This window comes from Micromonospora sp. CNB394, assembly GCF_000374985.1.
Lineage (GTDB): Bacteria > Actinomycetota > Actinomycetes > Mycobacteriales > Micromonosporaceae > Micromonospora > Micromonospora marina.
The window spans coordinates 196834-221195 of sequence record NZ_KB895825.1; the positions used below are offsets into that span (position 1 = coordinate 196834).

Genomic DNA, 24362 nt, shown 5'->3' on the forward strand with positions numbered 1-24362 from the left:
GCGAAGGAGTCTCCGATGACCACCACATCGAGTCCGCCGTTCGTGTTGCCGACCGCCCAGGCCCAGACCTCGGTCGACCCGGCCGCGATCCTGCACTCGGGCAACGCCGGCGTGATCGTCGAGCGGGTCGGTCAGTTGCGTGCCGAGTTCCGCTCCGAGGCCCGGCAGTTCGCCCGGGAGCTGTCGGAGTACCTCAACACCAATTACGCCGGCATCATCACGGTGTTCGTCTACGAGGAGACCTTCGGCACGAAGGACCGCCTCCACTGGCTGATGCACCTGAAGTCGCTGCACGCGTACGAGACGCTGATCGAGATGGGCAGCCGCGACGCCGGCTGGCGCGACATCATCATGCGCCAGCGCATCGACCCCGCCCGCGGTGGCGGCACGTGGGACCGGATGTTCCTCGACGGTGACCTGCACGAGACGGTGCTCATCCCGTCGGCCTTCGGCATGTACGGCACGTCGGACGAGACGCCGGACTCGGTGCGCACCACCGAGGGCGCCGCCACGTTCGCCGTACCCACCGCGCAGCTGCAGACCGACGTGCCGGTCGAGGAGCAGCTCAACTCCGCCACCTGCGGCATCCTCATGCACCGCACCGGCGAGCTGCGCTACGAGTTCCGCGCCGAGGGACGCGCGTTCGCCCGGGCCCTGTGCGAGAGCTGGAACCGGGCGCTGGCCGGCCACGCCACCATCTACCTGTACGAGGAGGCGTTCGGCCGGTCCGACCGCATCCACCACTTCATCCACCTGAAGTCGCTCAGCTCGTACTACACCCTGATGGGCGTCCGCGCGATGAGTGACCCGGCCACCCGCGAGGTGTTCACCCGCCAGTGGATCCCGGCGGAGAAGGGCGGCGGCGGCTGGGATCGGATGTTCGTCCAGTCCAGCCTGTCCGACCTGTCGCTCACGCCCCAGCACTGGGGCATGTACGCCACCAAGACGGAGCGGTGACCGATGCCCGTGACTGACTGCCTGCACACGATCTTCTCCCGGCGGGCGGCGGAACAGCCGCACCGGATCGCGGTGACCTGCGGCGACCACCGGCTGTCCTACAGCGAGCTGGACCGCCTGTCCGGCGAGCTGGCCGAGCGGCTGCGCGGGTACGGGGTCCGCCCCGGCGTCCACGTCGGAGTGTGCGTCGACCGCTCGGTCGACCTGGTCGTGTGCGTCCTGGCGGTGGTGAAGGCGGGCGGCGCCTACGTGCCGGTGGACGCCGAGCATCCGGCCGCGCGGGTCGCCGCGGTGCTGGCCGGCAGCCGGGTTCCGGTGACGGTGGCGGTGACCCGGACCGCGGACTCGCTCGCGGAGTGGTCGGGCCCGGTGCTGTGGGCCGACGACAGCGAGGACGACGACACCGACGAGGACGCCGACGACGAGGACGCCGACGGCGAGCCGGGCGACGGCGGGGCCACGGCCGGCGCCGGCCCGGCGGACCGGGCCGTCGACGCGGACGCGGTACCGGAGCCGGCCGGTGAGGCCGGGCCGGACGACCCCGCGTACGTCATCCACACGTCGGGTTCCACCGGGGCGCCGAAGGGCGTGGAGGTGTCGCACCGCAGCGTCGTGGCGCTGCTGGAGCACGGCACCGAGCGGTTCGGCTTCGGCGGCGACGACACGTGGACGCTGTTCCACTCGATCGGCTTCGACTTCTCGGTCTGGGAGCTGTGGGGGGCGCTGCTGTCCGGCGGGCGGCTCGTCGTCGTACCGGGGCGCGTCGCCCGGACCCCGGCGCTGATGCTGGACCTGGTGCGGCGCGAACAGGTCACTGTGCTCAACCAGACCCCGTCGGCGTTCCGCCGGCTCGCCGCCGCCTACCTGGCCGACGAGGGCCCGGACGAGCTGCGCCTGGTGGTGTTCGGCGGCGAGCGGCTCGACGTCGCGGTGCTGGCGCCGTGGATCGCCCGGCGCGGAGACGACCGCCCTGAGCTGGTCAACATGTACGGCATCACCGAGGTGACGGTGCACGCCACCGCCCGCCGGATCGTCGCGGCGGACCTCGACCGGCCGGCGGTGAGCCCGATCGGCCGGCCCCTGCCCGGCGTACGGATCGAGCTGCGCGACGAGTCCGGCGCGGTGGTGCCGGACGGCACGCCGGGGGAGCTGTACGTGGCGGGCGCCGGGCTGGCGCGGGGCTACCTGCACCAGCCGGAGCTGACCGCCGAGCGTTTCGTCACCTCCGGCGGTGAGCGCTGGTACCGCTCCGGGGACCGGGCCGTGCGCACCGACGGTGACCTGGTCTACCTCGGCCGGGTCGACAGGCAGTTGAAGGTCCGCGGCTACCGGATCGAGCCGGGCGAGGTGGAGGCGGCGGTCCTGGCCCACCCGGGCGTCGGCACCGCTGTGGTGACCGCCCGGGACTTCGGCGAGGGCGACGTACGCCTGGTCGCCTACGTCGCGCCCCCGCCCGGCGCGGACCCGGCCGGACTCACCGAGGCGGACCTCGCCGCGACGGTGGCGGACCTGCCCGGCTACCTGCGGCCGTCCCGCTTCCACGTGGTCGCCGACATCCCGCTCACCGCGCAGGGCAAGGCCGACGTGGCCGTCCTGGACCGCCTGGTCGGCCCGGCCGGCCCGGCCGACCCGGCGGGCCCGGCCGGCGACGACGTCGTGTCCGGGGTGAAGGCGATCGCCGACGAGGTGCTGCGCCGCGACGTGCCGGTGGACGGCGACCTGTTCGACCTGGGCGCCACGTCGCTGGCCCTCACCCGGATCGTGGCCATGGTGAACGACCGGTTCGGCATCGCGCTGACCGGCGCCGAGATGGAGGAGCCCACGGTCGGGTGCCTCGCCGAGGTGGTGGACGCGTCCCGACGCCACCATTCCCTGCAACAGGTAGGAGGATGACATGGAGGACGACTACACACTCACCGACGAGGAGCTGGCCGACTTCCACCGCAACGGGTACTTCGGCCCGTTCCCGGTGTACGAGGTCGAGGAGATGCAGCGGCGGTGGCGGCGGGAACGGCTGCGCCTGCTGGACCGCTCGCACGCGGTCTACCAGGACGAGGCCGCGCTGTCCGGCAACACGAACATCTCCAACTACGACCGGCACCTGGACAACGAGTTCCTGGCCGACCACATCTGCCACCCGCGGATCGTCGACCGCGTCGTCAGCGTGCTCGGACCGGACGTGCAGTGCTGGCGGTCGGAGTTCTTCCCCAAGTACCCCGGCGACGAGGGCACCGACTGGCACCAGGCCGACACGTTCGCCAACGCCTCCGGCAAGCCGCAGATCCTCTGGCCCGGCGACGCGAAGGACTTCGGCGGCACGATCACCGTCTGGACGGCCTTCACCGAGGCCAACGAGGAGACGGGCTGCCTCCAGTTCATCCCCGGCACCCACCGGACGATGTTCTACGACGAGACCAAGAAGATGCACTACGACCCGACCTCCATCAACAGCACCGACAAGGACGGCGTACGCCGCGGTTTCTTCGGCTACGACTACCGTGAGCTGCAGATCGACCCGGACTGGAAGCCCGACGAGTCCAAGGCGGTGTCGATGGTGATGCGGCCCGGCGAGGCCATCATGTTCTGGTCCACGCTGATGCACGCGTCGCTGCCGCACGCGGGACGCACCGAGGAGATGCGGCTCGGCTTCGCCGGCCGGTACGTGCCGGTTTCGGTGGACGTGTACCCGGACACCGACGTCATCGAGGAGTACGGCGGCGCCGTGTCGCTGGACCGCTGGGGCTCGGTGCTCGTCGCGGGACACAACGGCAACCCGCACAACCGGATGGCGACCGGGACCACGCGGGGCCACCGGTTCACCAGGCGGGACCGCCCCGGGACGCGGGTGTCACCGGCATGACCGTCTTCGAGGTCGTGAAGGCGAGCCTCGTCGAGGTCGTCCCGGACGTCGACCCGGCGAGCGTCACCGCCGGGCGCACGTTGAGCGACCTCGGCTGCACGAGCATCGACCGGGCCGAGGTCGTGACGCTGGCCATGGAGCGGCTCGGCATCGTGGTGCCGATCTCCGAGTTCCGCGACGTCAACGACCTCGACCGGATCGTCGAGCTGTTGCGGACGCACATGTGAGCACGGTCGCGGTGACCGGCACCGGAATCGTCTGCGCGATCGGGGCGGACGTCCCGTCGTTCACCACGGCGCTGCGGGCGGGCCGCACCGGTGTCGTCGGCACCGCTGACGGCCTGGCCGCGCCGATCACCGGGTGGTCGTTCGACGACGCGGTGGCCGGCGTGCCCGAGCCGCTGCGCCGCCGGGCGGTCCGGGCCGCGGCCCGCGCGCCGCAGCCGGTGCGGGCTGCGGTCGCGGCGGCGCTGCAGGCGTGGACCGGGGCCGGCCTGCCCGGCGCCGGGATCCCCGGCGACCGGGTCGGGATCGTGGTGGCCGGGCACAACCTGACCGCGCGCTACACGCACGAGCTGTACCGGACCTGGCAGGAGCGGCCGGCGTACCTGCCGGCGCGGTTCGCCCTGCACGTCCAGGACACCGACCACGTCGGGACGCTCAGCGAGGTGCTGTCCGCGACCGGCGAGGGGTTCACCGTCGGCGGCGCCTCGGCCAGCGGAAACGTCGGCATCGTGCACGCCGCCCGGCTGGTCGCGGCCGGCGCGGTGGACTGCTGCGTCCTGGTCGGCGCGGTCACCGAACTGACACCGATGCACCATCGGGGCTTCGCCGTTCTCGGCGCGCTCGCCGAACCGGGTGGCGACCCGGCCGCCGCCTGCCGGCCGTTCGACCGGGACCGGCGCGGTTTCGTGCCCGGCGAGGCCGCCGCGGCGCTGGTGCTGGAACACCCGGCCGCCGCGGCCCGGCGCGGTGCGGCGATCCTGGCCACGGTGGCCGGGTACGCGCTCGGCCTGGACGCCAACCGGCTCGCCGACCCCGACGCGGCCGGGCAGGCCCGCGTGATCCGGGCCGCCCTGGCCGCCGCTGGGCTGGCCCCGCACGAGGTGGACTACGTCAACGCCCACGCCACCGGTTCCCGGCTGGGCGACGAGACGGAACTCGCGTCGCTGCACGACGTGCTCGGCGCCGCCGCCGGCCGGCCGTGGGTGAACGCCACCAAGGCGCTGACCGGCCACTGCCTCGGCTCGGCCGGGGTGGTCGAGGCCGTCGCCACAGTCGCGCAGCTCACCGGCGGCTTCGTGCACCCCAACCCGAACCTGGACCGACCGATCGACGCCCGGATCCGGTTCGCCGGCCCCGGGCCCGAGCCCGCCCGGCTGCGGTACGCCCTGTCCACCGGCTTCGGCTTCGGGGGCATCAACACGGCCGTGGTCCTCGCCCGTACCGCCGATGGAGGTTGAACGATCATGTACGACGTCGTCGTCGTCGGGGCCCGCTGCGCGGGCGCGCCGACCGCCATGCTCCTGGCCCGCCAGGGGCACCGGGTGCTGCTGCTGGACCGCAGCGCCTTTCCGGCCGACAAGCTCTCCACGCTGTACATCCAGCAGCCGGGCGTCGCGCGGCTGGCCCGCTGGGGTCTGCTGGACGCGCTGCGGGCCAGCGGCTGCCCGCCGCTGGACCACGTCGTCTACGAGCTGGGTGACGTGCGCGTCGAGGGCTGCTGCAGCGGCATCGACGGCATCCGCGCGGCGTACGCGCCCCGCCGTTCGGTCCTGGACCCGCTGCTGGCCGGTGCCGCGGCCGACGCCGGTGCCGAGTTCCGCGACGACTGCCGGGTCACCGGCCTGCTGTGGGAGGACGACCGGGTCGTCGGGGTGCGCACCGACCGCGGCGAGGAGCGGGCCGCGCTGGTCGTCGGCGCCGACGGGATGCGCTCCACCGTCGCCCGGCTCACCGGCGCGCCGACGACGACGTCCCACCCGCCGCTGACCTGCGCGTACTACGCGTTCTGGAACGGCCCGAAGACGCACTTCGAGATGTACGAGGGCGACACCGGCTGGGTGTCGGCGGTGCCGACGAACGACGGTGCGGTGCTCATCGCCGCCTACTGTCCGCAGCAGCGCTTCGACGAGGTCCGGCACGACGCGCGCGCGGCCTACCTCGACAACGTCCGGACCAACGCGCCGCGGCTGTACGAGCAGATGGAACGCGGCCGGCAGATCGGCGGCCTGCACGGCACCGGCGACCAGCAGAACTTCTTCCGCCGCGCCCACGGGCCCGGCTGGGCGCTCGTCGGCGACGCCGGTCACCACAAGGACTCGCTGACCGCGCGCGGCATCGCCGACGCGTTCATGCAGGCCGACCTGCTCGCCGAGACGGTGGGCGAGCACCTGGGCGACCGGACCCGGCTCGACGCCGCGCTGGCCGACTACGACCGGGAACGCGAGCAGCGGCTGATGGAGAACTACCAGGCGACCCTGCTGGTGGCCCAGGCCGAGGCGCGGGACAAGCGCCGCGCGCTGCTGCGCGCCGTCGGCAGCAGCCCCGAGCTGACCACCCGCTACTTCGACGCGGTGGCCGGCATCGTCTCGCTGCGGGAGCTGTACACCCCGGACCTGATGGCGCTGATGTCCGCCCCTACGGCCCCCTGACACCGCGCCCTATTGAGCAGACACCCGTGCCGATGATCGGCGACCGTCAGATCCGCAGACGTCTTGCGATCCGATTTCACCGGCACGACCTTTTGTGGAGGAACCATGTCGCCCACCCCGTACGACTCGCCCTTCAATCGCCGCGCGCTGCTCCGGATGGGCCTCGTCGCGGGCGCCGCGGTGGCCGGCGTGCCCCTGCTGTCGGCCTGCGGCGACGACGACGAGCAGCCGTCGCCGGCGGCGGCCGGCGGGGGGTCGCTGGCGGTGCTGAAGGTGGGCGCGCCGAACGCGGTCACCGACGCCGAGGCCGGCAACCCGCTGCTGACCAGCATCGGCGCGACGCTCATCGTCATGCGGCACGTGTACGACTCGCTGATGGTGCTCGACAACGGCGAGTACAAGTACCAGCTCGCCGAGTCGGTGCAGCCCAACGCCGACGGCAGCGTGTGGACGATCAACCTGCGTTCCGGGGTCACGTTCCACGACGGCAAGCCGGTCACCGCCGCCGACGTGGTGCACAGCATCCGTACGCTCGGCGCCAAGCCCAGCAACCGGGCCTCCGTCTACGCCAACGTCGACCTCGCCAAGGTGACAGCGGTGAACGACCGCACTGTCACGGTCCCGCTGCTGACCCCGCGCGGCGACTTCAAGGAGGCCGTCCTCGTGGTCTTCTCACCGGTCTTCCCGGCCGGCATGACCGAGTTCAGCAAGCCGATCGGCTCGGGCCCGTACCGGCTGGCCGAGCGCAACGGCACCACGACCCGGCTGGTCGCCAACGAGCAGTACTGGGGTGGCAAGCCGAGCGTGGCCGAACTCCAGATCGTCGGCATCCTCGACGCCGGCGCCCGGCTGTCGGCGCTGAAGGCGGGACAGGTCGACTACGCCGTCAGCATCAGCTCAACCGGCGCGAAGACCGAGGCGAACAGCGAGCTGACAGTCGTCCGCGGCGGTGCGGCGAACGCCAACGCGCTGTCGTTCGCGATGAACCAGAAGCTCGCGCCGTTCGACGACGTCCGGGTCCGCCAGGCGGTCCGGCTCGCGGTGGACCGGCAGGCGCTCGTCGACAACGCGCTGCTCGGGCTCGGCTCGACCGCCGACGACGTGGTCGGCAAGAGCCTGCCCGGCTACGCCGACCTGCCGGCGCGCGCCCGGGACCTGGAGCAGGCGAAGCGGCTGTTCACCGAGGCCGGGATCACCAAGCTGACGCTGCGTACCGGCGAGATCGTCCCCGGCATGCTCAACGCCAGCCGGCTGATGGCCCAGCAGCTCAAGGAGGCGGGCGTCGAGCTGACCCTCCAGGAGATCTCGCCCGACGCCTACTACGCCGACCTCATGACGCTGGCCACGCACCCGTTCCAGGCGTTCTACTACGTCAACCGGCCGGCCGCCGTGCACCTGTCGGCGGTCACCCACGGCAAGGCGCCGTTCAACGTCACCGGCACGTCGGCGGCCTACCAGGCGCGGCTGGCCAAGGCCCAGGCGACAGTGGACGACAACGCCCGCGCCGAGGTGTTCAAGGCGTTGCAGGAGGAGTTCTACAAGGAGGGCGGCGACCTGCTCTGGGGCTTCCAGGAGCAGCTCGACGCCGCCCGTAAGGGGATCAGCGGGGTCCGCACGATGCAGTCGGTCCAGCTGTTCGACCGGGCGACCGGGTCGGCGTGACCGCGCTCGGGTTCCTGGCCCGACGGCTGCTGGCGACGGTGGCCACGCTGTTCGCGGTGGCGGTGGTGCTCTTCGCCGGCTCGGAGGTGCTCCCGGGTGACGCCGCGTCGGCGTCACTCGGGCCCGACGCCACCATCGAGGAGGTCGCGCAGCGCCGGGCCGAACTCGGCGTCGACCGGCCCTGGCCGGTGCGGTTCGTCGAGTGGGGGACCGCGGCGCTGCGCCTCGACCTGGGCACCAGCACCTCGATGCACCGGCCGGTGGTGGACGTCGTGGCCGAGCCGCTGGCCGCCACCGGCCTCCTGGTCGGCCTCACCGCCGCGGTGACGGTGCCGCTGGCGATGGGACTGGGTCTGCTCACCGGGCTGCGTCCCGGCGGCCGGGTGGACCGGGTGGTGTCGGCTGTCGCGGTGGTGGCGGTGTCGATCCCGCAGTTCGTCACCGCCGGTCTGCTCGTGCTGGTCTTCGCCGACCTGTGGCCGCTGCTGCCGGCGATCTCGCTGCCACCGCTGGGCGGCGGCCCGCTGGACCGGCCGGAGATCCTGGTGCTGCCGGTGGCCGCGCTGACGCTGTTCGGCGCGGCGTGGGCGAGCCGGATCGTGCGGGCGACAGTCATCGACGCGGACGCGATGCCCCACGTCGAGGCGGCCCGGCTGGCCGGGCTGCCCGAGCGGGTCGTCGTGGCGCGGCACCTGTTGCCCGCGGCGGCGCCGCCGTGCGCGCAGACGTTCGCGTGGCTGCTGTCCGGACTGTTCGGCGGCACCACAGTGGTCGAGGTGGTCTTCAACTACCCGGGCCTGTCGCAGACGCTGGTGGCGGCGGTCCGCAACCACGACACCGCGGTCCTGGAGGGGGTCGGGCTGCTGCTCGCCGCGATCATCCTCGTCTCGTTCGTCGTGGCCGACCTGCTCGTCCTCGCGGTCGACCCCCGGCTACGGGTGGCCAGCCGATGAGGGCCGCGCGGTGGCTGCTCGCCGGGACGGCCGCGGCCGTGGTGCTGTTCGTACTGGGTGTGGCGCTGTTCGGCCCGCTGTTCGCCGGCGAGCCGGAGCGGATCGTCGGGTTGCCCTACAGCGCTCCGGCGGCGGGCAGCCCGCTGGGCACCGACAGCGCCGGACGGGACGTGCTGGACCGGGTGCTGGCCGGCGGGCGTCCGCTGGTGGCCGTGCCGGTGGTGGCGACGATCCTGGCGACGGTGCTCGGTCTGGTGCTGGGCCTGCTCGGCGGCTACTTCGCCGGGATCACCGACGCCGTGGTGTCCCGGCTGGACTACCTGCTGCTGGGCCTGCCGCCGGTGCTGATCCTGCTGGTGCTGCTGCACGGCTGGGGGTACAGCGCCACCACGATGATCATCGTGGTGGTGCTGACCGGCACGCCGTTCGTGTCCCGGGTGACCCGGGCCGAGACGCTCCGCGCGGTCGAGGACGGGTACGTGGTGGCCGCGTACGCCGGCGGCGACTCGCACCTGTCGGTGATCGTCCGGGAGATCCTGCCGAACATCGTCCGGCCGGTGCTCGCCGACTTCGGCACCCGCCTCGCCATCGCGGTCACGCTGACGGCTGCGGCGGCGTTCCTCGGCTTCGGCTCCAGTGGCCCGAACTGGGGGGCCATGATCAGCCAGAACGTCGAGGGCATCCAGCTCACCCCGTGGGGCGTCGCGGTGCCGGCGATCCTGCTCGGTGTGCTCACCGTCGCCGCGAACCTCGGCATCGACCGGATCGTCGGGCGGGTGCTGCGATGATCGAGATCAGTGGGCTGCGGGTCGAGGACACCGCCGGCCGGGCCGTCCTGGAGAACCTGTCGTTGCGGGTCGCCGAGGGTGAGCGGGTCGCCGTCGTCGGCGAGTCCGGGGCGGGCAAGACGACGCTGGCGATGGCTCTCGTCGGCGCGGTACGGCGCGGACTCCGGGTGGCCGGGGGCACGGTCACGGTCGACGGGCACGACGTGCTGACCGCCTCCGGCACCGAGGTGCGCCGGGTCCGGCGGCGGGTGCTGGCGTACCTGCCGCAGGATCCGCCGTCGGCGCTGAGCCCGACGCTGCGGGTACGGGCGCAGATCAGGGAACTGGCCGCGGACCGGTCCGATGCGGCCGTCAGCCGGGGACTGGTCGAGGTGGGCCTGCCGGGTGACCGGGCCTTCCTGCGCCGGTATCCGCACCAGCTCTCGGGCGGTCAGCAGCAACGCCTGGCGCTGGCCCGGCTGCTGGCCGGCGACCCGCGCGGCCTGGTGCTGGACGAGCCGACGACGGGCCTGGACGGGCTGGTGCGCAAGCAGGTGCTCGACCAGCTGGACCGGCTCTCCGCCGGGCGCGGGCTGGCGGTCGTGTTCGTCACCCACGACCTCGCCGCGGCCGCCCGGATGACCGATCGCCTGATCGTGCTGCGGGGCGGCGTGGTGGTGGAGGAGGGGCCGACCGGCCGGGTGCTCGCCCGCCCGGCCGCCGCGTACACCCGGGACCTGCTCGCCGCCGTGCCGGACCTGCCGGCCGAGATGCGCCGCCGCACCGCCACGCCGGTGCGGGGCGCGGAGGTCCTGACCGTGTCCGGGCTGACCGTGCCGCGGGGTGGGCGGATCGTCCTGGACGACGTGTCCCTGCGGTTGCGCGCGGGCGAGGCGCTGGCCCTGCTCGGCACGTCGGGCTGCGGCAAGACGACGCTCGCCCGGGCCGTCGTCGGGACGCTGCGCCCCAGCTCGGGCCGGGTGACGCTGTCCGGCGAGGTCCTGGAGCCGACGCTGGGGCGCCGTCCGGTGCACCAGCGTCGCCGCATGCAGCTCATCCCGCAGGACTCCGGCGGGTCGCTGAACCCGCGGCGGCCGGTGGGCGCGGCGATCGGGCGGGTGGCCCGCCTGGCCGGTGGGATGACGGCCGAGGCGGTCGCGGCGGAGACCCGCCGGCTGATGGGGCTCGTCGGCCTGCCGGGGGAGCTGGCGTCGCGGCTGCCGCGGGAGCTGTCCGGCGGGCAGCGGCAACGCGTCGCGATCGCCCGCGCGCTCGCCGCCGGGGCCGACGTGCTCGTCTGCGACGAGATCACGTCGAACCTCGACGCCCAGGTGGCGGCCTCGGTCCTGGCCCTGCTCGACTCGCTGCGGCGGACCCTCGGCCTGGCGGTACTCATCGTGACGCACGACCTCGGTGTGATCGCCCGCAACGCGGACCGGGTGGCCGTGCTCAGCGGCGGGCGGATCGTCGAGGAGGGGACTGTGGAGCAGGTGTTCGGCAATCCACGCCACGAGGCGAGCAGGGTGCTGCTGGACGCGGCGCGGCCCGTCACCGCGGCGGCGGACGTGCCGTGAGCGTCCGAGGCGGAGGGCCGCTCCCGGCTTCCCGGTAACGGCCCTCCGCCTCGGTCTCAGCGCGTCAGACGATCTCGTCGAGGAGTTCGTAGTTGAGCGTGAAGGTGTGGCTGCCGTCCTCCAGCTTACGCATGGTGGCGGTGCCCTGGATGCCGGCGAGCCCCTCGGTGCCGGTCCCCGGCACGATGTGCCACTCGGCGCCGCCCTCCTCGTCGCTCATCAACCCGACGGCCTGGTGCTGGAGCATGAAACTGCCCTTGGAACCGCCGATCGACACCTCGATCACTTCGTGACCGACGTATCCGGCGCCGCCCTTGCCATAGGCGAACAGGAACTGCGCGCGGCTGGTGCCCTCGAGTTCACCGGAATAGGTCTTGGTGACCGAGGCCCGCGAGAATTTCATGCCGTCGGGGGTCTGCTGCCACTCGTCTTCGTCCCAGGAGTCGAGCGTAAATGAAGCGGTCGCGGTGCTCACCTTGTCTCATTCCTTCCGTGGTTCTTTTTCAGTCCCAGACCGAGGCGCAGAACGGGTGACCGGCCGGGTCGAGGAAGACCCGCCACTTCGCGTCGCCGGGTTGGTCGGCGGGTTTCGTCGCACCCAGGCGCAACAGCTCGGTCTCGGCCGTCTCGATGTCGTCGACGGCCAGGTCGAGGTGCAGTTGCTGGGGGACCGACTGCCCGGGCCACTCCGGACGCCGGTAGTTCTCCACCCGCTGTAACGCCACGGCGACGCCGTCGCCGTTGCTGAGGAACGCCCCGGACTCCGACTCGTGCACCGGCTCGAGGCCAGCCGCTTCCCGGTAGAAGGCCACCAGCGGGGCGATTTCGGAACAATCCAGTGTTACCGCCGCCAAGCGACCGACAGCCATTCGTGTCTCCTGGAGATTTGTCGTCCGATCGAAAGCGTGGCCCGAGCCTAGCAATCCGCCGTCGTCCACGCCACGGTTGCCGGGTGTGTCGCGGCCGGCCCGCTCATTAGACCGTTCCGAATGGACGGCGGGCCCCGAAGGTCGGTCAGCATACCGGCTGAACCGTCGGCGGCGCCACCGTCACACCAATCGACTTGCCCTCACTTCGTGCTCACAACAGCGCAGCGTCGGACGCACTCGTCCGCCACGATTCGCCGGTACCCCAATGACCGGCGTGGAGGAGAACACGGTGGAAGGCTTCGAGATCTTCACCTACGGAGACGCCGTCGCCGACGTCTTCGACGGGACGGGATGGGCCGGCGACCCGGGTGACACCGAGGAGACGATCGAGTGGCTCGCCGAGAACGCCGGCGGCGGGCCCGTCCTCGAACTCGGCGTCGGCACCGGCCGGGTCGCCGTCCCGCTGGCCCGCAGGGGCATCGAGGTGCACGGCATCGACGCGTCGGAGGGGATGCTGACGCAGCTGCGCGACAAGCCCGGCGGCGAGCTGGTGCACGTGCACGTGCAGGACTTCACCGACTTCACGCTGCCGTACAAGTTCTCGCTGGCCTACGCGGTCTTCGACACCCTGCCGTTCATCACCGACCAGGAGGAGCAGATCCGCTGCTTCCAGAAGGTCGCCGACGTCCTGGAACCGGGCGGCCGGTTCGTGATCCAGACGTCCATCCCCGACCCGGCACGGTACGACCGCAACCAGCGCACCCAGACCGTACGGGTGGAGAAGGACCACGTCGTGATGACGTTCACCCGGCGCGAGCGGATCTCCCAGTGCTCGTCGATCCAGTTCGCGGTCCTGCGGCCCGACGGCATCCGGTTCTTCCCGATGCGCATCCGCACCGTCATGCCGTCCGAGATGGACCTGATGGCCCGCCTCGGCGGGCTCACCATGGAGTCGCGCTGGGGCCACTGGGACGGACGACCACTGCGCGACTCCGACGAGCGGCACATCACCGTCTACCGCAAGTAGGGCGGCGGATCGGTGGAGCACAGCCAGACGAGCGCCGGTGGTGCGGACCGGCGCCTCCGGGTGGTCCTGGTGCAGCAGGGCGTCTGGGACATGCCACTGGAGTCGCTGCCGCTGGCCTCGGCGTACCTCAAGGCGATGGTGTCCGGCGACGCCGAGCTGGACGCCCGGGTCTCGGTCGAGATCTGCAACTTCCGGGGACGGGTGACGCACGGCGAGATGGCCGCCCGGCTGTTCGCCGGCCCGCTGCCCGACGTGATCGGATTCTCCGTCTTCGGCTGGAACCAGCGCGCCTTCGGGGCGCTCGCCGCCACCTACAAGCAGCTCAACCCGCAGGGGTGGGTGCTCTTCGGCGGAACCCACGTCAGCGCGCAGGCCGACCGGGTGTTCCGGCTCTACCCGGAGATCGACGTGGTGGTCAACGGCGAGGGCGAACTGACCTTCCTCGACCTGCTCCGTGCCCGGCTGGCCGGCGTGGCCGCGAACGACCTCGGCGAGGTGCTCGGCATCTCCTGGCACCGCGCCGACGGCACAGTGGTCACCAACCCGGACCGGCCCCGGATCGAGGACCTCGACATCATCCCGTCGCCGTTCCTCACCGGAGCCGTCGAACTGCTCGACGCCGGCGGCCGGTTCCGCTACGACGTCGCGCTGTTCGAGACCAACCGCGGCTGCCCGTACAAGTGCTCGTTCTGCTACTGGGGCGGCGCGGTCGGCCAGCGGGTACGCGCGTTCTCCCGGGAACGGCTGCGCGCCGAACTGGAACTGTTCGCCCGGTGCGGCGTGCACACGGTGGTCGCCTGCGACGCCAACTTCGGCATGCTGCCGATCGACCTGGAACTCGTCGACGACCTCATCGACATCAAGCGGCGCCACGGGTTCCCGCTGGCGTTCGAGAGCTCGTGGGCCAAGAACAAGTCGAAGGTGTTCTACGAGATCGTGCGGCGGATGAAGGAGGCCGGGCTGCGCAGCTCCTTCACCCTGGCCCTCCAGTCGCTGAACCCGGACGCCCTGACGCTGATGCGCCGGCGCAACATGAAGGTCAACGACTGGCGTGACCTGGTGCGGTGGCTCAACCGGGAGGGGCTGGACTGCTACGCCGAGCTGATCTGGGGCGCGCCGGGTGACACCGTCGAGTCGTTCCTGGCCGGGTACGACGAACTCGCCCAGCACGTGTCCCGGATCGCCGTCTACCCGATCATGCTGCTGCCGAACACCGAGTACGCGGAGAACAAGGAGCTGTACGGCATCGTCGCGCTGCGCGGCGACAACGACGACTTCGAGTACGTGCTCGCCCACCGCACCATGACGTTCGAGGACAACGCGGTGATGCAGCGGTTCCTGTTCTGGGCCCGCGTGATGGCCGAGAACGCCGTCCTGCGGCACTGCTGGCTGCCGCTGCGGCGGCTCGCCGGGTGGGAGCAGTCACGGGTCCTCAACAGCATCGCCGACTGGGCGGACACCACCACGGCACGGGAGGCGATCCCGTTGCGGGAGGCCGCGATGCGGGGCCACGGCGGCGGTGCGCCGGCGTACGCGGCCGCCATCGGCTACCTCTTCACCGAGGCGGATGGACGGCGGGCGCTGGAGCTGTGGTGGCAGGAGGTGGTCTCGCGGGAGCTCGCCGCCGACGTCCGCCCGTTCCTCGACGAGGTGTACCGCTACGACCTGCTGACCCAGCCGGTCTGCGAACCGGACGGGCTCCCTGTCGTCGAGATCGGCGGCGTCGAGTACTTCCACCGCCCGGACGTGTCCCTGGCGTACGACGTGCCGGGTGTCCTGGCGCGGATGCGTGCCGACGAACCGGTGTCGCTGGAGCCGGAACCGGTCCGGGTCGACATCTACTACCGCACCGGCGCCATGACCGCTGTCATGTCGACGAACCACGAGGAGATCCTGCACTTCATGGGGGAGGTGCGCCGAGCCGGCACCCCGCTCACCGTCCCCTGACCGATCGTCGGGGTCCGGAGTGGACCGGGCGCTGCGATACTCGGCACGATGGGGTCGTCGTCGAGGTGACTGTGCAGTTCCGGGTGCTGGGTCCGCCGGCGGTCGTCCGGAACGGGCGGGTGGTGCCCCTCGGCGGGCCCAAGCAGCAGGCACTGCTCGCCCTGTTCCTGCTGCGGCCGAACCGGGTCGTCGCCGCCGACTGGCTGGTCGACGCGCTCTGGGACGCACGGCCGCCGGCCAGCGCCCGGACCACGCTGCGCACGTACGTCGCCGGGCTGCGCCGGGCCGTGGAACCGGACCGGTCCCACCGCGAGCCGGCGCGCATCCTGCGCGGCCACCCCGGGGGGTACGAGCTGCGGGCCGACGCCGGCGCGGTGGACGCGATCCGGTTCGCCGCGCTGGTGGACCGGGCTGCGGACGCGCTCGCGGCCGGGCAGGCGGCGGCCGCCGGACGGACGTACACCGAGGCGCTGGCGTTGTGGCGCGGCGAGCCGCTGGCGGGCGTGGCCGACCTGGCCGTGCTGCGCCCGGAGGCGGCCCGGCTGGCCGAGCTGCGGCTGAACGCCGAGGAGGGACGGTTGACCGCCGCGGTCGCCGCGGGCCGGCACGCGGCGCTGCTGCCGGAACTACGCCGGTTCGTCTCGGCGCACCCGCTGCGCGAGGGCGTCCGGGCGCAGTTGATGCTGGCCCTGTACCGGTCGGGGCGGCAGACCGAGGCGCTCGCCGTCTTCGACGAGGGGCGCCGGATCCTGGCCGGCGAGTACGGGATCGACCCCGGTGAGCAGGTCCGGGCGGTGCACCGGCTGATCCTGGAGCAGTCCGTACCGCCGGACCGGAGCAGCCCGGAGCAGCCCGGCGGCCCGGCGGCGGCCGGACGTCCGGCCCCGCCGGAGCGCGCCGGCGGACCGCTCGTGGGCCGGGACGCGGAGCTGGAGCGGCTGCGCGTCGCACTGGACGCGGCCACCGGGCACGGCGGGCGGGTGCTGACCCTGGTGGGGGAGGCCGGCATCGGCAAGACCAGTCTCGCCGCGGCGCTCGGCGCGCGGGCCGCCGCGACCGGCGTCCCGGTGGTCTGGGGCCGCTGTCCGGACGTCGGGCAGGCGCCGCCGTTCTGGCTGTGGAGCCAGGTGGTACGCGCGCTGGCGGCGATGCCGCAGGCCCGCGTCACCGGTTCGGCGGGCCGGTTGGACGGCTTCGCCGCGGGCGCGCCGAGCGGTAGCGGTCTCGACCCCACGGCCCGGTTCCAGGTGTACGAGGCGGTGGCGGAACTGGTGCACGCGGCGGCCCGGGAGAGCGGGCTGCTCGTCGTCCTCGACGACCTGCACGCCGCCGACCCGGACTCGCTGCTGCTGCTGCGGTTCCTCGCCACCGCCCTGCCGGCGTCCCGGGCTCTCGTGGTCGCCACGCTCCGGCCGTACGACGACGACCCGGCCCTGGTGGCGGCCGTCGCCGGCCTGGCGCGCGGACCCGGCTCCGCTCAGGTCCGGCTCGCCGGGCTGGACGCCGGTGCGGTCGCCGACCTGGTCCGCGACCGCACCGGCGTGGCGCCGCCGGAGCCGGTGGTGACCCGGCTCGTCACCCGCACCGGCGGGAACCCGTTCTTCCTCACCGAACTGCTGCGGTCCGGGACCGACGCGGACGCCGCCGTGGAGCTGCCGCCGAGCATCCGGGACACCGTGCGGCTGCGCCTCGCCGGGCTGCCCAGTCCCACCCGGCGCTGCCTCGACCTGCTCAGTGTCGCCGGACACGACCTGGACCTGTCGGTGCTGGCCGCGGCGCTGGACGGCACCGCCGAGGCGGTCGCCGAGGACCTCGCCCCGGCGTACCCGGCCGCCCTGGTGGTCGAGACCGGGCCGGGCGCTGTCGCGTTCCGCCATCCACTGATCGCCGAGGTCACCTACGCCGAGCTGGTCCCGCCGCGCCGGGCCGCGCTGCACGCCCGGCTGGCCGCCGCGTACGAGCGGACGGCCGGCACCGCGCCGGCCGAGCTGGCCCACCACTACGGCGAGGCGGCCGGGCTGGGCCACGGCGAGGACCACCTGCGCTGGTCGCTGCGCGCCGCCGACGACGCCACCCGCCGGGTCGCCTACGAGGACGCGCTCGGTCACCTGGAGCGCGCCGCGCTCCGGCTGGCCCCGGCCGCGCAGCTCGCACCCGGCGCGGCGGCCACCGAGCTGACCGTCCAACTGCACCGCGCGGCGCTGCTCCAGATGACGGTGGGCGTCGGCAGCGACGCGGTCGACCGGGTCTGTGCCCGGGCCCGCGAGCTGCTGACACTCGCCGGGCCGGACGCCGACCTCCGACACGCGCTCTGGGCGCTCGGCGAACTGGCCGCCAACCGGGCCGAGTTCGCGATCTGCGCCGACCTCGCCGGGCGGCTCGTGCGGGCACCCGACGACGGCAGCGGGCTGATCCCCGTCGCCGGCGAATACCTGCTGGGCGCGGTCGCCTACTTCACCGGCCGCCACGCCGAGAGCGAGCGGCGGCTCACCGCGGGGATCGAGCGGCTGCGTACCGTCGACCGGGCGCTGCTGCGCCGTGAGGCCGGGCGGCGTCCGGTGCTGGCCTGCCACAACTTCCGGGCGCTCGTGCGGTCGATGCGCGGCGACCCGGCCGGCGCGCGGGCCGACATCGCCGCCGCGGAGGACCTCGCCGAGGCCCTCGACGACCCGTACGGCCGGGCCAACGCGGCGCTCTATGCCGCCTGGCTGGCGATGCAGGAGCACGACGTGGCCGCGGCCGACGCGGCGGGGCGGCGGTGCCGGGACGTCGGCCGGGTCACCGGCCTGCCGCACATGGCCGCGACCGGCGAGTACTTCCTGGAGTGGGCGGCCGCGCGCGGCGGCGACCGCGGCCGGCTCGACGCGATGCGCGCCGCCGCCGAGGAGTTCTACCGTCCCGGGCTGCGGTCCACCCGGACCATCACGCTCTGCGCGATGGCCGAGGCGTACCTGGCCGCCGGCCGTCCGGAGACCGCGGCGACGCTGGCCGAGGAGGCGCTGGCGGTGGCGGACCGGGTGGGCGAGCGCGTCTTCGTCGCGGAGCTGCACCGGATCCGCGGCGCGGCCCGGCGCGACCGCGCGGAGTGGAACTTCGGCGCGCGGATCGCCGCCGACCAGGGCGCGGGTCTGCTGCTGCCCCGGTTCGCCGCCTTCTGACCGGCGTGGAGGCCCGCCTCCACGCCGTCTCCACACCCCTTCCACACCGGCCTGGTGCCCTGACCGGTGCCGGACGGCCGGAGCCGTCCGGGAACCATGTTCCGAAGGGGCACCACCATGGGATCAGTTCAGCCGCCGGCTCACCAGGAGGTCCAAGAGGTCGAGGTCGCCGTCGTCGGCTGCGGGCCGGTGGGCGCGCTCACCGCCAACCTGCTCGGCGCCCGCGGCGTCACCACGCTCGTCGTGGAGCGCAGCGCGGCCCCGCACGGCCAGCCGCGGGCCTTCTCCTGCGACGACGAGGCGCTGCGCATCTACCAGCAGGCCGGCCTGCTCGACGAGGTACGCGACGAGACGATCGCGCCGCCGCTGGTCGAGTACGTCAACCGGGCGGGCCGGGTGTTCGCCCGGATGAAGCTGTCCGAGACGGACTTCGGGTACGGGCACGCGCCGCTGCGCTTCTTCGACCAGCCACGACTGGAGCACACGCTGCGCGCCGGGCTGGACCGTTTCCCGCACGTCCGGCTCGCGCTCGGCGCCGAGCTGGTCGGCCTGACCCAGGACGAGGACGGCGTGACGGTGCTGCTGTCCGACGTGGCCACCGGGCGGCGGCGGGCGGTCCGGGCCCGGTACGTGCTCGGCTGCGACGGCGCCCGCAGCGCCACCCGCGCCGCGGTCCGGATCCCGCTGTCCGGGGCGAGCTACGCCGAACCGTGGCTCGCGGTCTCCGGCGACGTGCCGCCCGACGCGGTGCGGGTGCCGGACACCAGGTTCGTCTGCGACTGGCGGCGACCGGCGTTCGTCTCTCCCGGCGCGGCCGGCAGCTACCGGATGGAGTTCATGCTCCGCCCGGGCGAGACCGAGGACGAGGTGCGGCGGCCGGAGACCGTCGCCGCGCTCGTCTCGCCGTACGTCGACCCGGACCGGTTCGCCGTCACCCGGGCGGTGGTCTACACCTTCCACCACCTCGTCGCGCAGCGGTGGCGGGCGGGACGGGTGTTCCTGCTCGGCGACGCGGCCCACCAGATGCCCCCGTTCATGGGCCAGGGCCTGTGCAGCGGCCTGCGCGACGCGGCGAACCTGTCGTGGAAGCTGTCGCTGGTGCTGTCCGGTGCCGCCGGCCCGGCCGTGCTCGACACGTACGAGACCGAGCGGCGCCCGCACACGGTGGAGATGGCACGGACCAGCGTCCGGCTGGGACATGTCTTCCTCGCCCGCAACCGGATCGCCGCGTGGATGCGTGACACCGCGCTGCGGGCGGTCCAGACGGTTCCCCGGGTACGGCGGTTCGTGGAGCGGTTCGAGTTCAAGCCGGTGCCGGCGTACCGGCGGGGCCTGATGGCCGGCGGGCGGCGCGACGGCGTGGTCGGGACGATGTTCCCCCAGCCGCGGGTCCTCGTCCCGGGTGCGCCCGGCGGGCGCCTGCTCGACGAGGCGCTCGGCGACGGCTTCGTGGTGCTCGGCACCGCCGGCGTGGCCGGTCCGCACGGCGCGCGGTGGCAGGGACCGCCGGTGCGGTTCGTCGCGGTCCACCCGGCCGGTACGCCGCTGGCCGGCCTGCCGGAGAAGTCCGGCGACTGCGGGTACGAACGGATCGACGTGGTGGACGCCGACGGGGTGCTCGGCGGGTGGCTGCGGCGGCACGGCGCCGACCTGGTGGTGCTGCGACCGGACCGGTTCGTGTTCGCCCTGGTCGTGGCCGGCGGGATCGAGCGGGCCGGGCGGGACCTGTCGGCCGCCCTCGGCGCGCCGCCCTCCTTCTCCGGGGCGGCGGGTGGCCGTGCGGCGGCTTGACCTGAAGCGGACGTGAGGTTCTAGCCTCCCGGTGGAGGTACGGCATGAGCATGGAAGTGACAGCGTGGACGTCTCTGCACCACGCCCTGAACGCGCAGGACGAGCGGCCGCTGTCCCGGGCGACGTTACGGCGCGTCGCCGGGTTCGCCCGGCCGCACCGTACCCTGATCGCCGCCTTCCTGTTGTTGAGCGTGGTGACGGCGGTCCTCACCGTGGCGGCGCCGGTCCTGGCCGGGCGGGTGGTCGACGCGATCGTCGGCGGCGCCGACAGCGGCGTCGTGGTGCGGCTGGCGGTGCTGATCGCCGTGATCGCGCTGGCCGAGGCCGGTCTGGGGCTGCTGACCCGGTACCTGTCCGCCACCATCGGGGAGGGCCTCATCGTCCGGCTGCGGACGGCGGTCTTCGACCACGTCCAGCGCATGCCTGTCGCCTTCTTCACCCGGACCCGTACGGGCGCGCTGGTCAGCCGCCTGAACAACGACGTGATCGGCGCGCAGCGGGCCTTCAGCGACACCCTGTCGACTGTGGTCGGCAACGCCGTCACGCTGCTCCTGACCCTGGCGGTCATGCTGACCCTCTCCTGGCGGATCACGGTGCTGGCGCTGGTCCTGCTGCCGGTGTTCGTCCTTCCCGCACGCCGGATGGGTTCCCGGCTCGCCCGGCTGCAGCGTGCGGCTGCGGAGCACAACGCGGCGATGAGCAACCGGATGACCGAACGCTTCTCGGCGCCCGGCGCGACGCTCGTCAAGCTGTACGGGCGTCCGGCCGAGGAGTCGGCGGAGTTCGCGGCCCGGGCGCGGCGGGTCCGCGACATCGGCGTCCGCGCAGCCATGCTCCAGTGGGTCTTCATCACCGCGCTCACCGTCGTCGGTTCCCTGGCCTTGGCGCTGGTGTACGGGCTCGGTGGCGTCTACGCCCTGCGGGGCGGCCTCGACGCCGGCGCCGTGGTCGCGCTCGCGCTGCTCCTGTCGCGCCTCTACGCGCCGTTGACGTCGCTCGCGAGCGCCCGCGTCGAGGTGATGAGCGCGCTGGTCAGCTTCGAGCGGGTGTTCGAGGTCCTGGACCTCGAGCCGCTGATCCTCGACCGGCCCGGCGCACGTCCGCTTCCCGACGGGCCCGTGGCCGTCGAGTTCGACAGCGTCCGGTTCGGCTACCCCTCGGCCGACAAGGTGTCGCTCGCGTCGCTGGAGGACGTCGCGAAGCTCGACACGCGCGGCGGCGAGGAGGTGCTGCACGAGGTGTCGTTCCGCGTGGAGGCGGGGCGGATGGTCGCCCTGGTCGGCTCCTCCGGGGCCGGCAAGTCGACGATCGCCCAGCTCGTGCCGCGCCTGTACGACGTCGAGCACGGCGCCGTGAAGCTCGCCGGCGTCGACGTCCGCGACCTGTCGACCGAGTCGGTCCGGGCGGCACTCGGCGTGGTCACGCAGGACGGGCACCTGTTCCACGAGAGCATCCGGGCCAACCTCGCGTTCGCCCGGCCGGACGCGACCGAGGACGAGATGTGGGACGTCCTGCGGCGGACCCGCCTGGAGGCCCTGATCCGGTCCCTTCCGGACGGGCTCGACACCGTCGTGGGTGAGCGCGGATACCGATTGTCCGGCGGGGAACGCCAACGGCTCACCATCGCGCGGCTCCTGCTGGCCCGCCCCCGGGTGGTCGTCCTCGACGAGGCGACGGCGCACCTGGACTCCACCTCGGAGGCCGCGGTGCAGGACGCCCTCGCCGAGGCCCTGACCGGCCGGACGAGCGTCGTCATCGCGCACCGGCTGTCCACCGTCCGCGCCGCCGACGAGATCCTCGTGATCGAGGGCGGACGCGTCGTCGAACGCGGTCGGCACGGTGACCTGCTCGCCGCCGGCGGACGGTACCAGGAGCTGTACCGCACCCAGTTCGGGCAGGAGGAGCCGGAGGTCCCGAGGGAACGCGCCGCCACCGGCTGAGCGCCCGCCCCTTCGATGCGGGCGGGCCCTGCCCGTGACCCACCGGCCGGGCGTGCCGCTCGGCACTCCCCGGCCGGTCCGGCGGGGGAGAGCGATCGGACTTGACGCCGGGCTCGTGTGCGGTCATGCCGCGTCGTGGGCGGCCATCTCCTCCTGCCGTCCCGGCTCCTCGCGCAGGATCGCGGCGTGCAGCCACGCATCCGGGATGGCGAAACCGTCCACGAGCGTGCGCATGTACGGCCGCAGCTCCTTGAGCAGCCCGTTCACCACGCCGGTGATCGCCTTCGATCGGGCCGGGGTGAGCCGGCCGTGCTCCAGCAGCCAGCCCTTGTTCGCCTCGATGACGCTCAGCGCGTACAGGTCGCAGACCCGCGACAGCAGCTCCTTGACCGCCGGGTCGGCGGTGGCGTCGATACCGGCGACGAACGCCTCCAGCGTGACGCGGTCGACGTGCGCGGCGGCGACGGCGAGGACGTGGTCCTGGACGTCGTTGAAGATGTCGAACGGACGGTCCTTCTTGCTGGACGCGCCACCGCGCAGGCGGCGGACCGCGCTGTCGAGCAGGTGCTCCTCCCGGTCCTCGAACACCTTGAGCTGCCAGCCCCGGTCGGTGACGGCGACCTCGTCGTCCCGGCCGGGCACGGCGCCGACCAGCCGGGCGATGAGCGCCCGGGCGGCGGTGCGTTCCAGCACCATCTCGCGTACCTGCTCGGCGACGAACGAGGCGCGCCCCCAGCCGTCCAGCGAGCCGAACTCGTCCCGGTAGCCGGTCAGCAGCCCCTTGGCGACGAGCTGGAGCAGGACCGTGTTGTCGCCCTCGAACGTGGTGAACACGTCGGTGTCGGCCTTGAGGCTGGGCAGCCGGTTCTCCGACAGGTAACCGGCGCCGCCGCACGCCTCCCGGCACGTCTGGATGGTGCGCGTGGCGTGCCAGGTCTGCGCCGCCTTGAGCCCGGCGGCCCGGGACTCCAGCTCCCGCTGCCGGTGCTCGTCGACCGGCCCGTCGCCGCCCTGGATCTCGTCGAGCGCGGCGACCAGCTCGGTCTGGGCGAAGTGCAGCGCGTACGTGGTGGCCAGCGCGGGCAGCAGCTTGCGCTGGTGGGCCAGGTAGTCGTTGAGCAGCACCTCACGGTCGCCCTCGGCGTCACTGAACTGGCGGCGGATGTCGCCGTACCGCACCGCGATGGCCAGGGCCGCCTTGGTGGCCGCCGACGCGGCGCCACCCACGCTGACCCGGCCGCGCACCAGCGTGCCGAGCATGGTGAAGAAGCGGCGGGAGTCGTTCTCGATCGGGCTGGAGTACGTCCCGTCCTCGGCCACCTGCGCGTACCGGTCCAGCAGCATGTCCCGCGGTACGCGTACGTGGTCGAAGCTGAGCCGGCCGTTGTCCACGCCGAGCAGGCCGGCCTTGGGCCCGGCGTCGCCGATGGTCACGCCGGGCATCGGGTTGCCGTGCTCGTCGCGGATCGGCACCAGCCACGCGTGCACCCCGTGGCGGCGCCCACCGCTGATCAGCTGGGCGAAGACCACAGCCATCCGCCCGTCCCGGGCCGCGTTGCCGATGTAGTCCTTGCGCGCCGCCTCGTGCGGCGTGTGCAGGTCGAAGGTCTGCGTCTGCGGGTCGTACTCGCAGGTGGTGCGTAGCTGCTGCACGTCCGAGCCGTGACCGGTCTCGGTCATCGCGAAGCAGCCGAACATCCGGCCGGAGACGATGTCCCGTAGGTAGGCGTCGTGGTGCCGCTTCGTGCCGAGCGCCGCGACCGCGCCGCCGAACAGGCCCCACTGCACGCCGGCCTTCACCATGAGTGAGAGGTCGACCTGCGCCAGCATCTCGGTGGCGACGATCGAGGCGCCCACGTCCGACCGGCCCCCGTACTCGGCGGGGAAGCCCGCGGCGATGCCCAGCTCGACCGGGAGCTCGCCGAGCAGCCGGGTGATCCGCTCGCGCGCCTGGTCGCCGGTCTCGCCGTAGACCGGGAGGAACCGTTCGTCGAGGTGTTTGCGGTGAGCCTGGCGGACCTCGGCCCACGGCCCGTCGAGCGTCTCCTGAAGGCGGGCGATGTCGATGCGGCCGGACGCGTGATCGAGCATGGTCGCTCCTCGGGGCAGCGGACATATGGGTGCACTCTCGGCCTGATCAACATTACCGGCGGTCACCGGGCTCCGCTGGCGGAGGCCGTGGTGAGCCGTGCCACCCGACCCGG

Annotated in this window: 18 protein-coding genes; 15 read left to right on the forward strand and 3 right to left on the reverse strand. The window is 73.3% G+C overall.

Annotated features, from left to right (window positions below; genetic code table 11):
- Positions 1 to 15 precede the first annotated feature (15 nt).
- The 10 genes from C569_RS0100760 (at position 16) to C569_RS34825 (ending at position 11426) form a co-directional block, all read left to right on the forward strand.
- Entirely contained in the window at positions 16 to 957 is a 942-nt protein-coding gene (locus C569_RS0100760) for a DUF6039 family protein (RefSeq protein WP_018783908.1), read from the forward strand.
- A gap of 3 nt (positions 958 to 960) precedes the next feature.
- A complete protein-coding gene (locus C569_RS0100765; RefSeq protein ID WP_018783909.1) occupies positions 961 to 2850 on the forward strand; it encodes an amino acid adenylation domain-containing protein in 1890 nt (629 codons plus the stop codon).
- A gap of 1 nt (position 2851) precedes the next feature.
- The gene (locus tag C569_RS0100770; RefSeq protein ID WP_018783910.1) at positions 2852 to 3817 is read left to right on the forward strand and encodes a chlorinating enzyme; all 966 of its coding nucleotides are present in this window, start codon (positions 2852 to 2854) and stop codon (positions 3815 to 3817) included.
- Positions 3814 to 4044, forward strand: coding sequence for a phosphopantetheine-binding protein (locus C569_RS0100775; RefSeq protein ID WP_013287026.1), 231 nt, complete (start codon positions 3814 to 3816; stop codon positions 4042 to 4044). The genes C569_RS0100770 and C569_RS0100775 overlap by 4 nt, the downstream gene beginning before the upstream one ends.
- Complete coding sequence (locus C569_RS0100780; RefSeq protein ID WP_018783911.1) at positions 4041 to 5279, forward strand: beta-ketoacyl synthase N-terminal-like domain-containing protein; 1239 nt, start codon at positions 4041 to 4043, stop codon at positions 5277 to 5279. The genes C569_RS0100775 and C569_RS0100780 overlap by 4 nt, the downstream gene beginning before the upstream one ends.
- A 6-nt stretch (positions 5280 to 5285) precedes the next feature.
- The gene (locus C569_RS0100785) at positions 5286 to 6470 is read left to right on the forward strand and encodes an NAD(P)/FAD-dependent oxidoreductase (RefSeq protein WP_018783912.1); all 1185 of its coding nucleotides are present in this window, start codon (positions 5286 to 5288) and stop codon (positions 6468 to 6470) included.
- A gap of 105 nt (positions 6471 to 6575) precedes the next feature.
- A complete protein-coding gene (locus C569_RS0100790; protein ID WP_018783913.1) occupies positions 6576 to 8132 on the forward strand; it encodes an ABC transporter substrate-binding protein in 1557 nt (518 codons plus the stop codon).
- Entirely contained in the window at positions 8129 to 9085 is a 957-nt protein-coding gene (locus tag C569_RS0100795; RefSeq protein ID WP_018783914.1) for an ABC transporter permease, read from the forward strand. Before C569_RS0100790 ends, C569_RS0100795 begins: the two co-directional genes overlap by 4 nt.
- Positions 9082 to 9873 carry an ABC transporter permease gene (locus C569_RS0100800; RefSeq protein WP_018783915.1) on the forward strand — a complete coding sequence of 264 codons (792 nt, stop codon included), beginning with the start codon at positions 9082 to 9084 and terminating at the stop codon, positions 9871 to 9873. Before C569_RS0100795 ends, C569_RS0100800 begins: the two co-directional genes overlap by 4 nt.
- Entirely contained in the window at positions 9870 to 11426 is a 1557-nt protein-coding gene (locus C569_RS34825) for an ABC transporter ATP-binding protein (RefSeq protein WP_018783916.1), read from the forward strand. The genes C569_RS0100800 and C569_RS34825 overlap by 4 nt, the downstream gene beginning before the upstream one ends.
- Before the next feature lie 64 nt (positions 11427 to 11490).
- On the opposite strand, the gene C569_RS0100810 is transcribed toward C569_RS34825, so the two are convergent.
- The gene (locus C569_RS0100810) at positions 11491 to 11901 is read right to left on the reverse strand and encodes a DUF3224 domain-containing protein (protein WP_026267555.1); all 411 of its coding nucleotides are present in this window, start codon (positions 11899 to 11901) and stop codon (positions 11491 to 11493) included.
- A gap of 28 nt (positions 11902 to 11929) precedes the next feature.
- Positions 11930 to 12295: a VOC family protein gene (locus tag C569_RS0100815; RefSeq protein ID WP_026267556.1), complete on the reverse strand. Its 366-nt coding sequence runs from the start codon at positions 12293 to 12295 to the stop codon at positions 11930 to 11932.
- 265 nt (positions 12296 to 12560) lie between these two features.
- Here C569_RS0100815 and C569_RS0100820 point away from each other — a divergent pair, with 265 nt between their 5' ends.
- The 5 genes from C569_RS0100820 (at position 12561) to C569_RS0100840 (ending at position 22158) form a co-directional block, all read left to right on the forward strand.
- Complete coding sequence (locus C569_RS0100820; protein WP_018783919.1) at positions 12561 to 13322, forward strand: class I SAM-dependent methyltransferase; 762 nt, start codon at positions 12561 to 12563, stop codon at positions 13320 to 13322.
- Between the two features lie 12 nt (positions 13323 to 13334).
- Entirely contained in the window at positions 13335 to 15269 is a 1935-nt protein-coding gene (locus C569_RS0100825) for a KedN5 family methylcobalamin-dependent radical SAM C-methyltransferase (protein ID WP_018783920.1), read from the forward strand.
- Between the two features lie 65 nt (positions 15270 to 15334).
- Complete coding sequence (locus C569_RS0100830) at positions 15335 to 18427, forward strand: BTAD domain-containing putative transcriptional regulator (protein ID WP_018783921.1); 3093 nt, start codon at positions 15335 to 15337, stop codon at positions 18425 to 18427.
- A 117-nt stretch (positions 18428 to 18544) separates the two neighbouring features.
- On the forward strand, positions 18545 to 20218 hold the full coding sequence (locus C569_RS29590) for a bifunctional 3-(3-hydroxy-phenyl)propionate/3-hydroxycinnamic acid hydroxylase (RefSeq protein ID WP_231394678.1): 1674 nt from the start codon (positions 18545 to 18547) through the stop codon (positions 20216 to 20218).
- A 44-nt stretch (positions 20219 to 20262) separates the two neighbouring features.
- Positions 20263 to 22158, forward strand: a complete 1896-nt coding sequence (locus C569_RS0100840; RefSeq protein WP_018783923.1) for an ABC transporter ATP-binding protein — start codon at positions 20263 to 20265, stop codon at positions 22156 to 22158.
- Positions 22159 to 22281: 123 nt separating this feature from the next.
- On the opposite strand, the gene C569_RS0100845 is transcribed toward C569_RS0100840, so the two are convergent.
- A complete protein-coding gene (locus tag C569_RS0100845) occupies positions 22282 to 24249 on the reverse strand; it encodes an acyl-CoA dehydrogenase (protein WP_018783924.1) in 1968 nt (655 codons plus the stop codon).
- Positions 24250 to 24362: the final 113 nt, after the last annotated feature.

Coding starts and splice junctions, on each gene's coding strand:
- C569_RS0100760 (WP_018783908.1), top strand. CDS start 16: ATGACCACCACATCGAGTCCGCCGTTCGTGTTGCCGACCGCCCAGGCC.
- C569_RS0100765 (WP_018783909.1), top strand. CDS start 961: ATGCCCGTGACTGACTGCCTGCACACGATCTTCTCCCGGCGGGCGGCG.
- C569_RS0100770 (WP_018783910.1), top strand. CDS start 2,852: ATGGAGGACGACTACACACTCACCGACGAGGAGCTGGCCGACTTCCAC.
- C569_RS0100775 (WP_013287026.1), top strand. CDS start 3,814: ATGACCGTCTTCGAGGTCGTGAAGGCGAGCCTCGTCGAGGTCGTCCCG.
- C569_RS0100785 (WP_018783912.1), top strand. CDS start 5,286: ATGTACGACGTCGTCGTCGTCGGGGCCCGCTGCGCGGGCGCGCCGACC.
- C569_RS0100790 (WP_018783913.1), top strand. CDS start 6,576: ATGTCGCCCACCCCGTACGACTCGCCCTTCAATCGCCGCGCGCTGCTC.
- C569_RS0100800 (WP_018783915.1), top strand. CDS start 9,082: ATGAGGGCCGCGCGGTGGCTGCTCGCCGGGACGGCCGCGGCCGTGGTG.
- C569_RS34825 (WP_018783916.1), top strand. CDS start 9,870: ATGATCGAGATCAGTGGGCTGCGGGTCGAGGACACCGCCGGCCGGGCC.
- C569_RS0100815 (WP_026267556.1), bottom strand. CDS start 12,295: ATGGCTGTCGGTCGCTTGGCGGCGGTAACACTGGATTGTTCCGAAATC.
- C569_RS0100820 (WP_018783919.1), top strand. CDS start 12,561: ATGACCGGCGTGGAGGAGAACACGGTGGAAGGCTTCGAGATCTTCACC.
- C569_RS29590 (WP_231394678.1), top strand. CDS start 18,545: ATGGGATCAGTTCAGCCGCCGGCTCACCAGGAGGTCCAAGAGGTCGAG.
- C569_RS0100840 (WP_018783923.1), top strand. CDS start 20,263: ATGAGCATGGAAGTGACAGCGTGGACGTCTCTGCACCACGCCCTGAAC.
- C569_RS0100845 (WP_018783924.1), bottom strand. CDS start 24,249: ATGCTCGATCACGCGTCCGGCCGCATCGACATCGCCCGCCTTCAGGAG.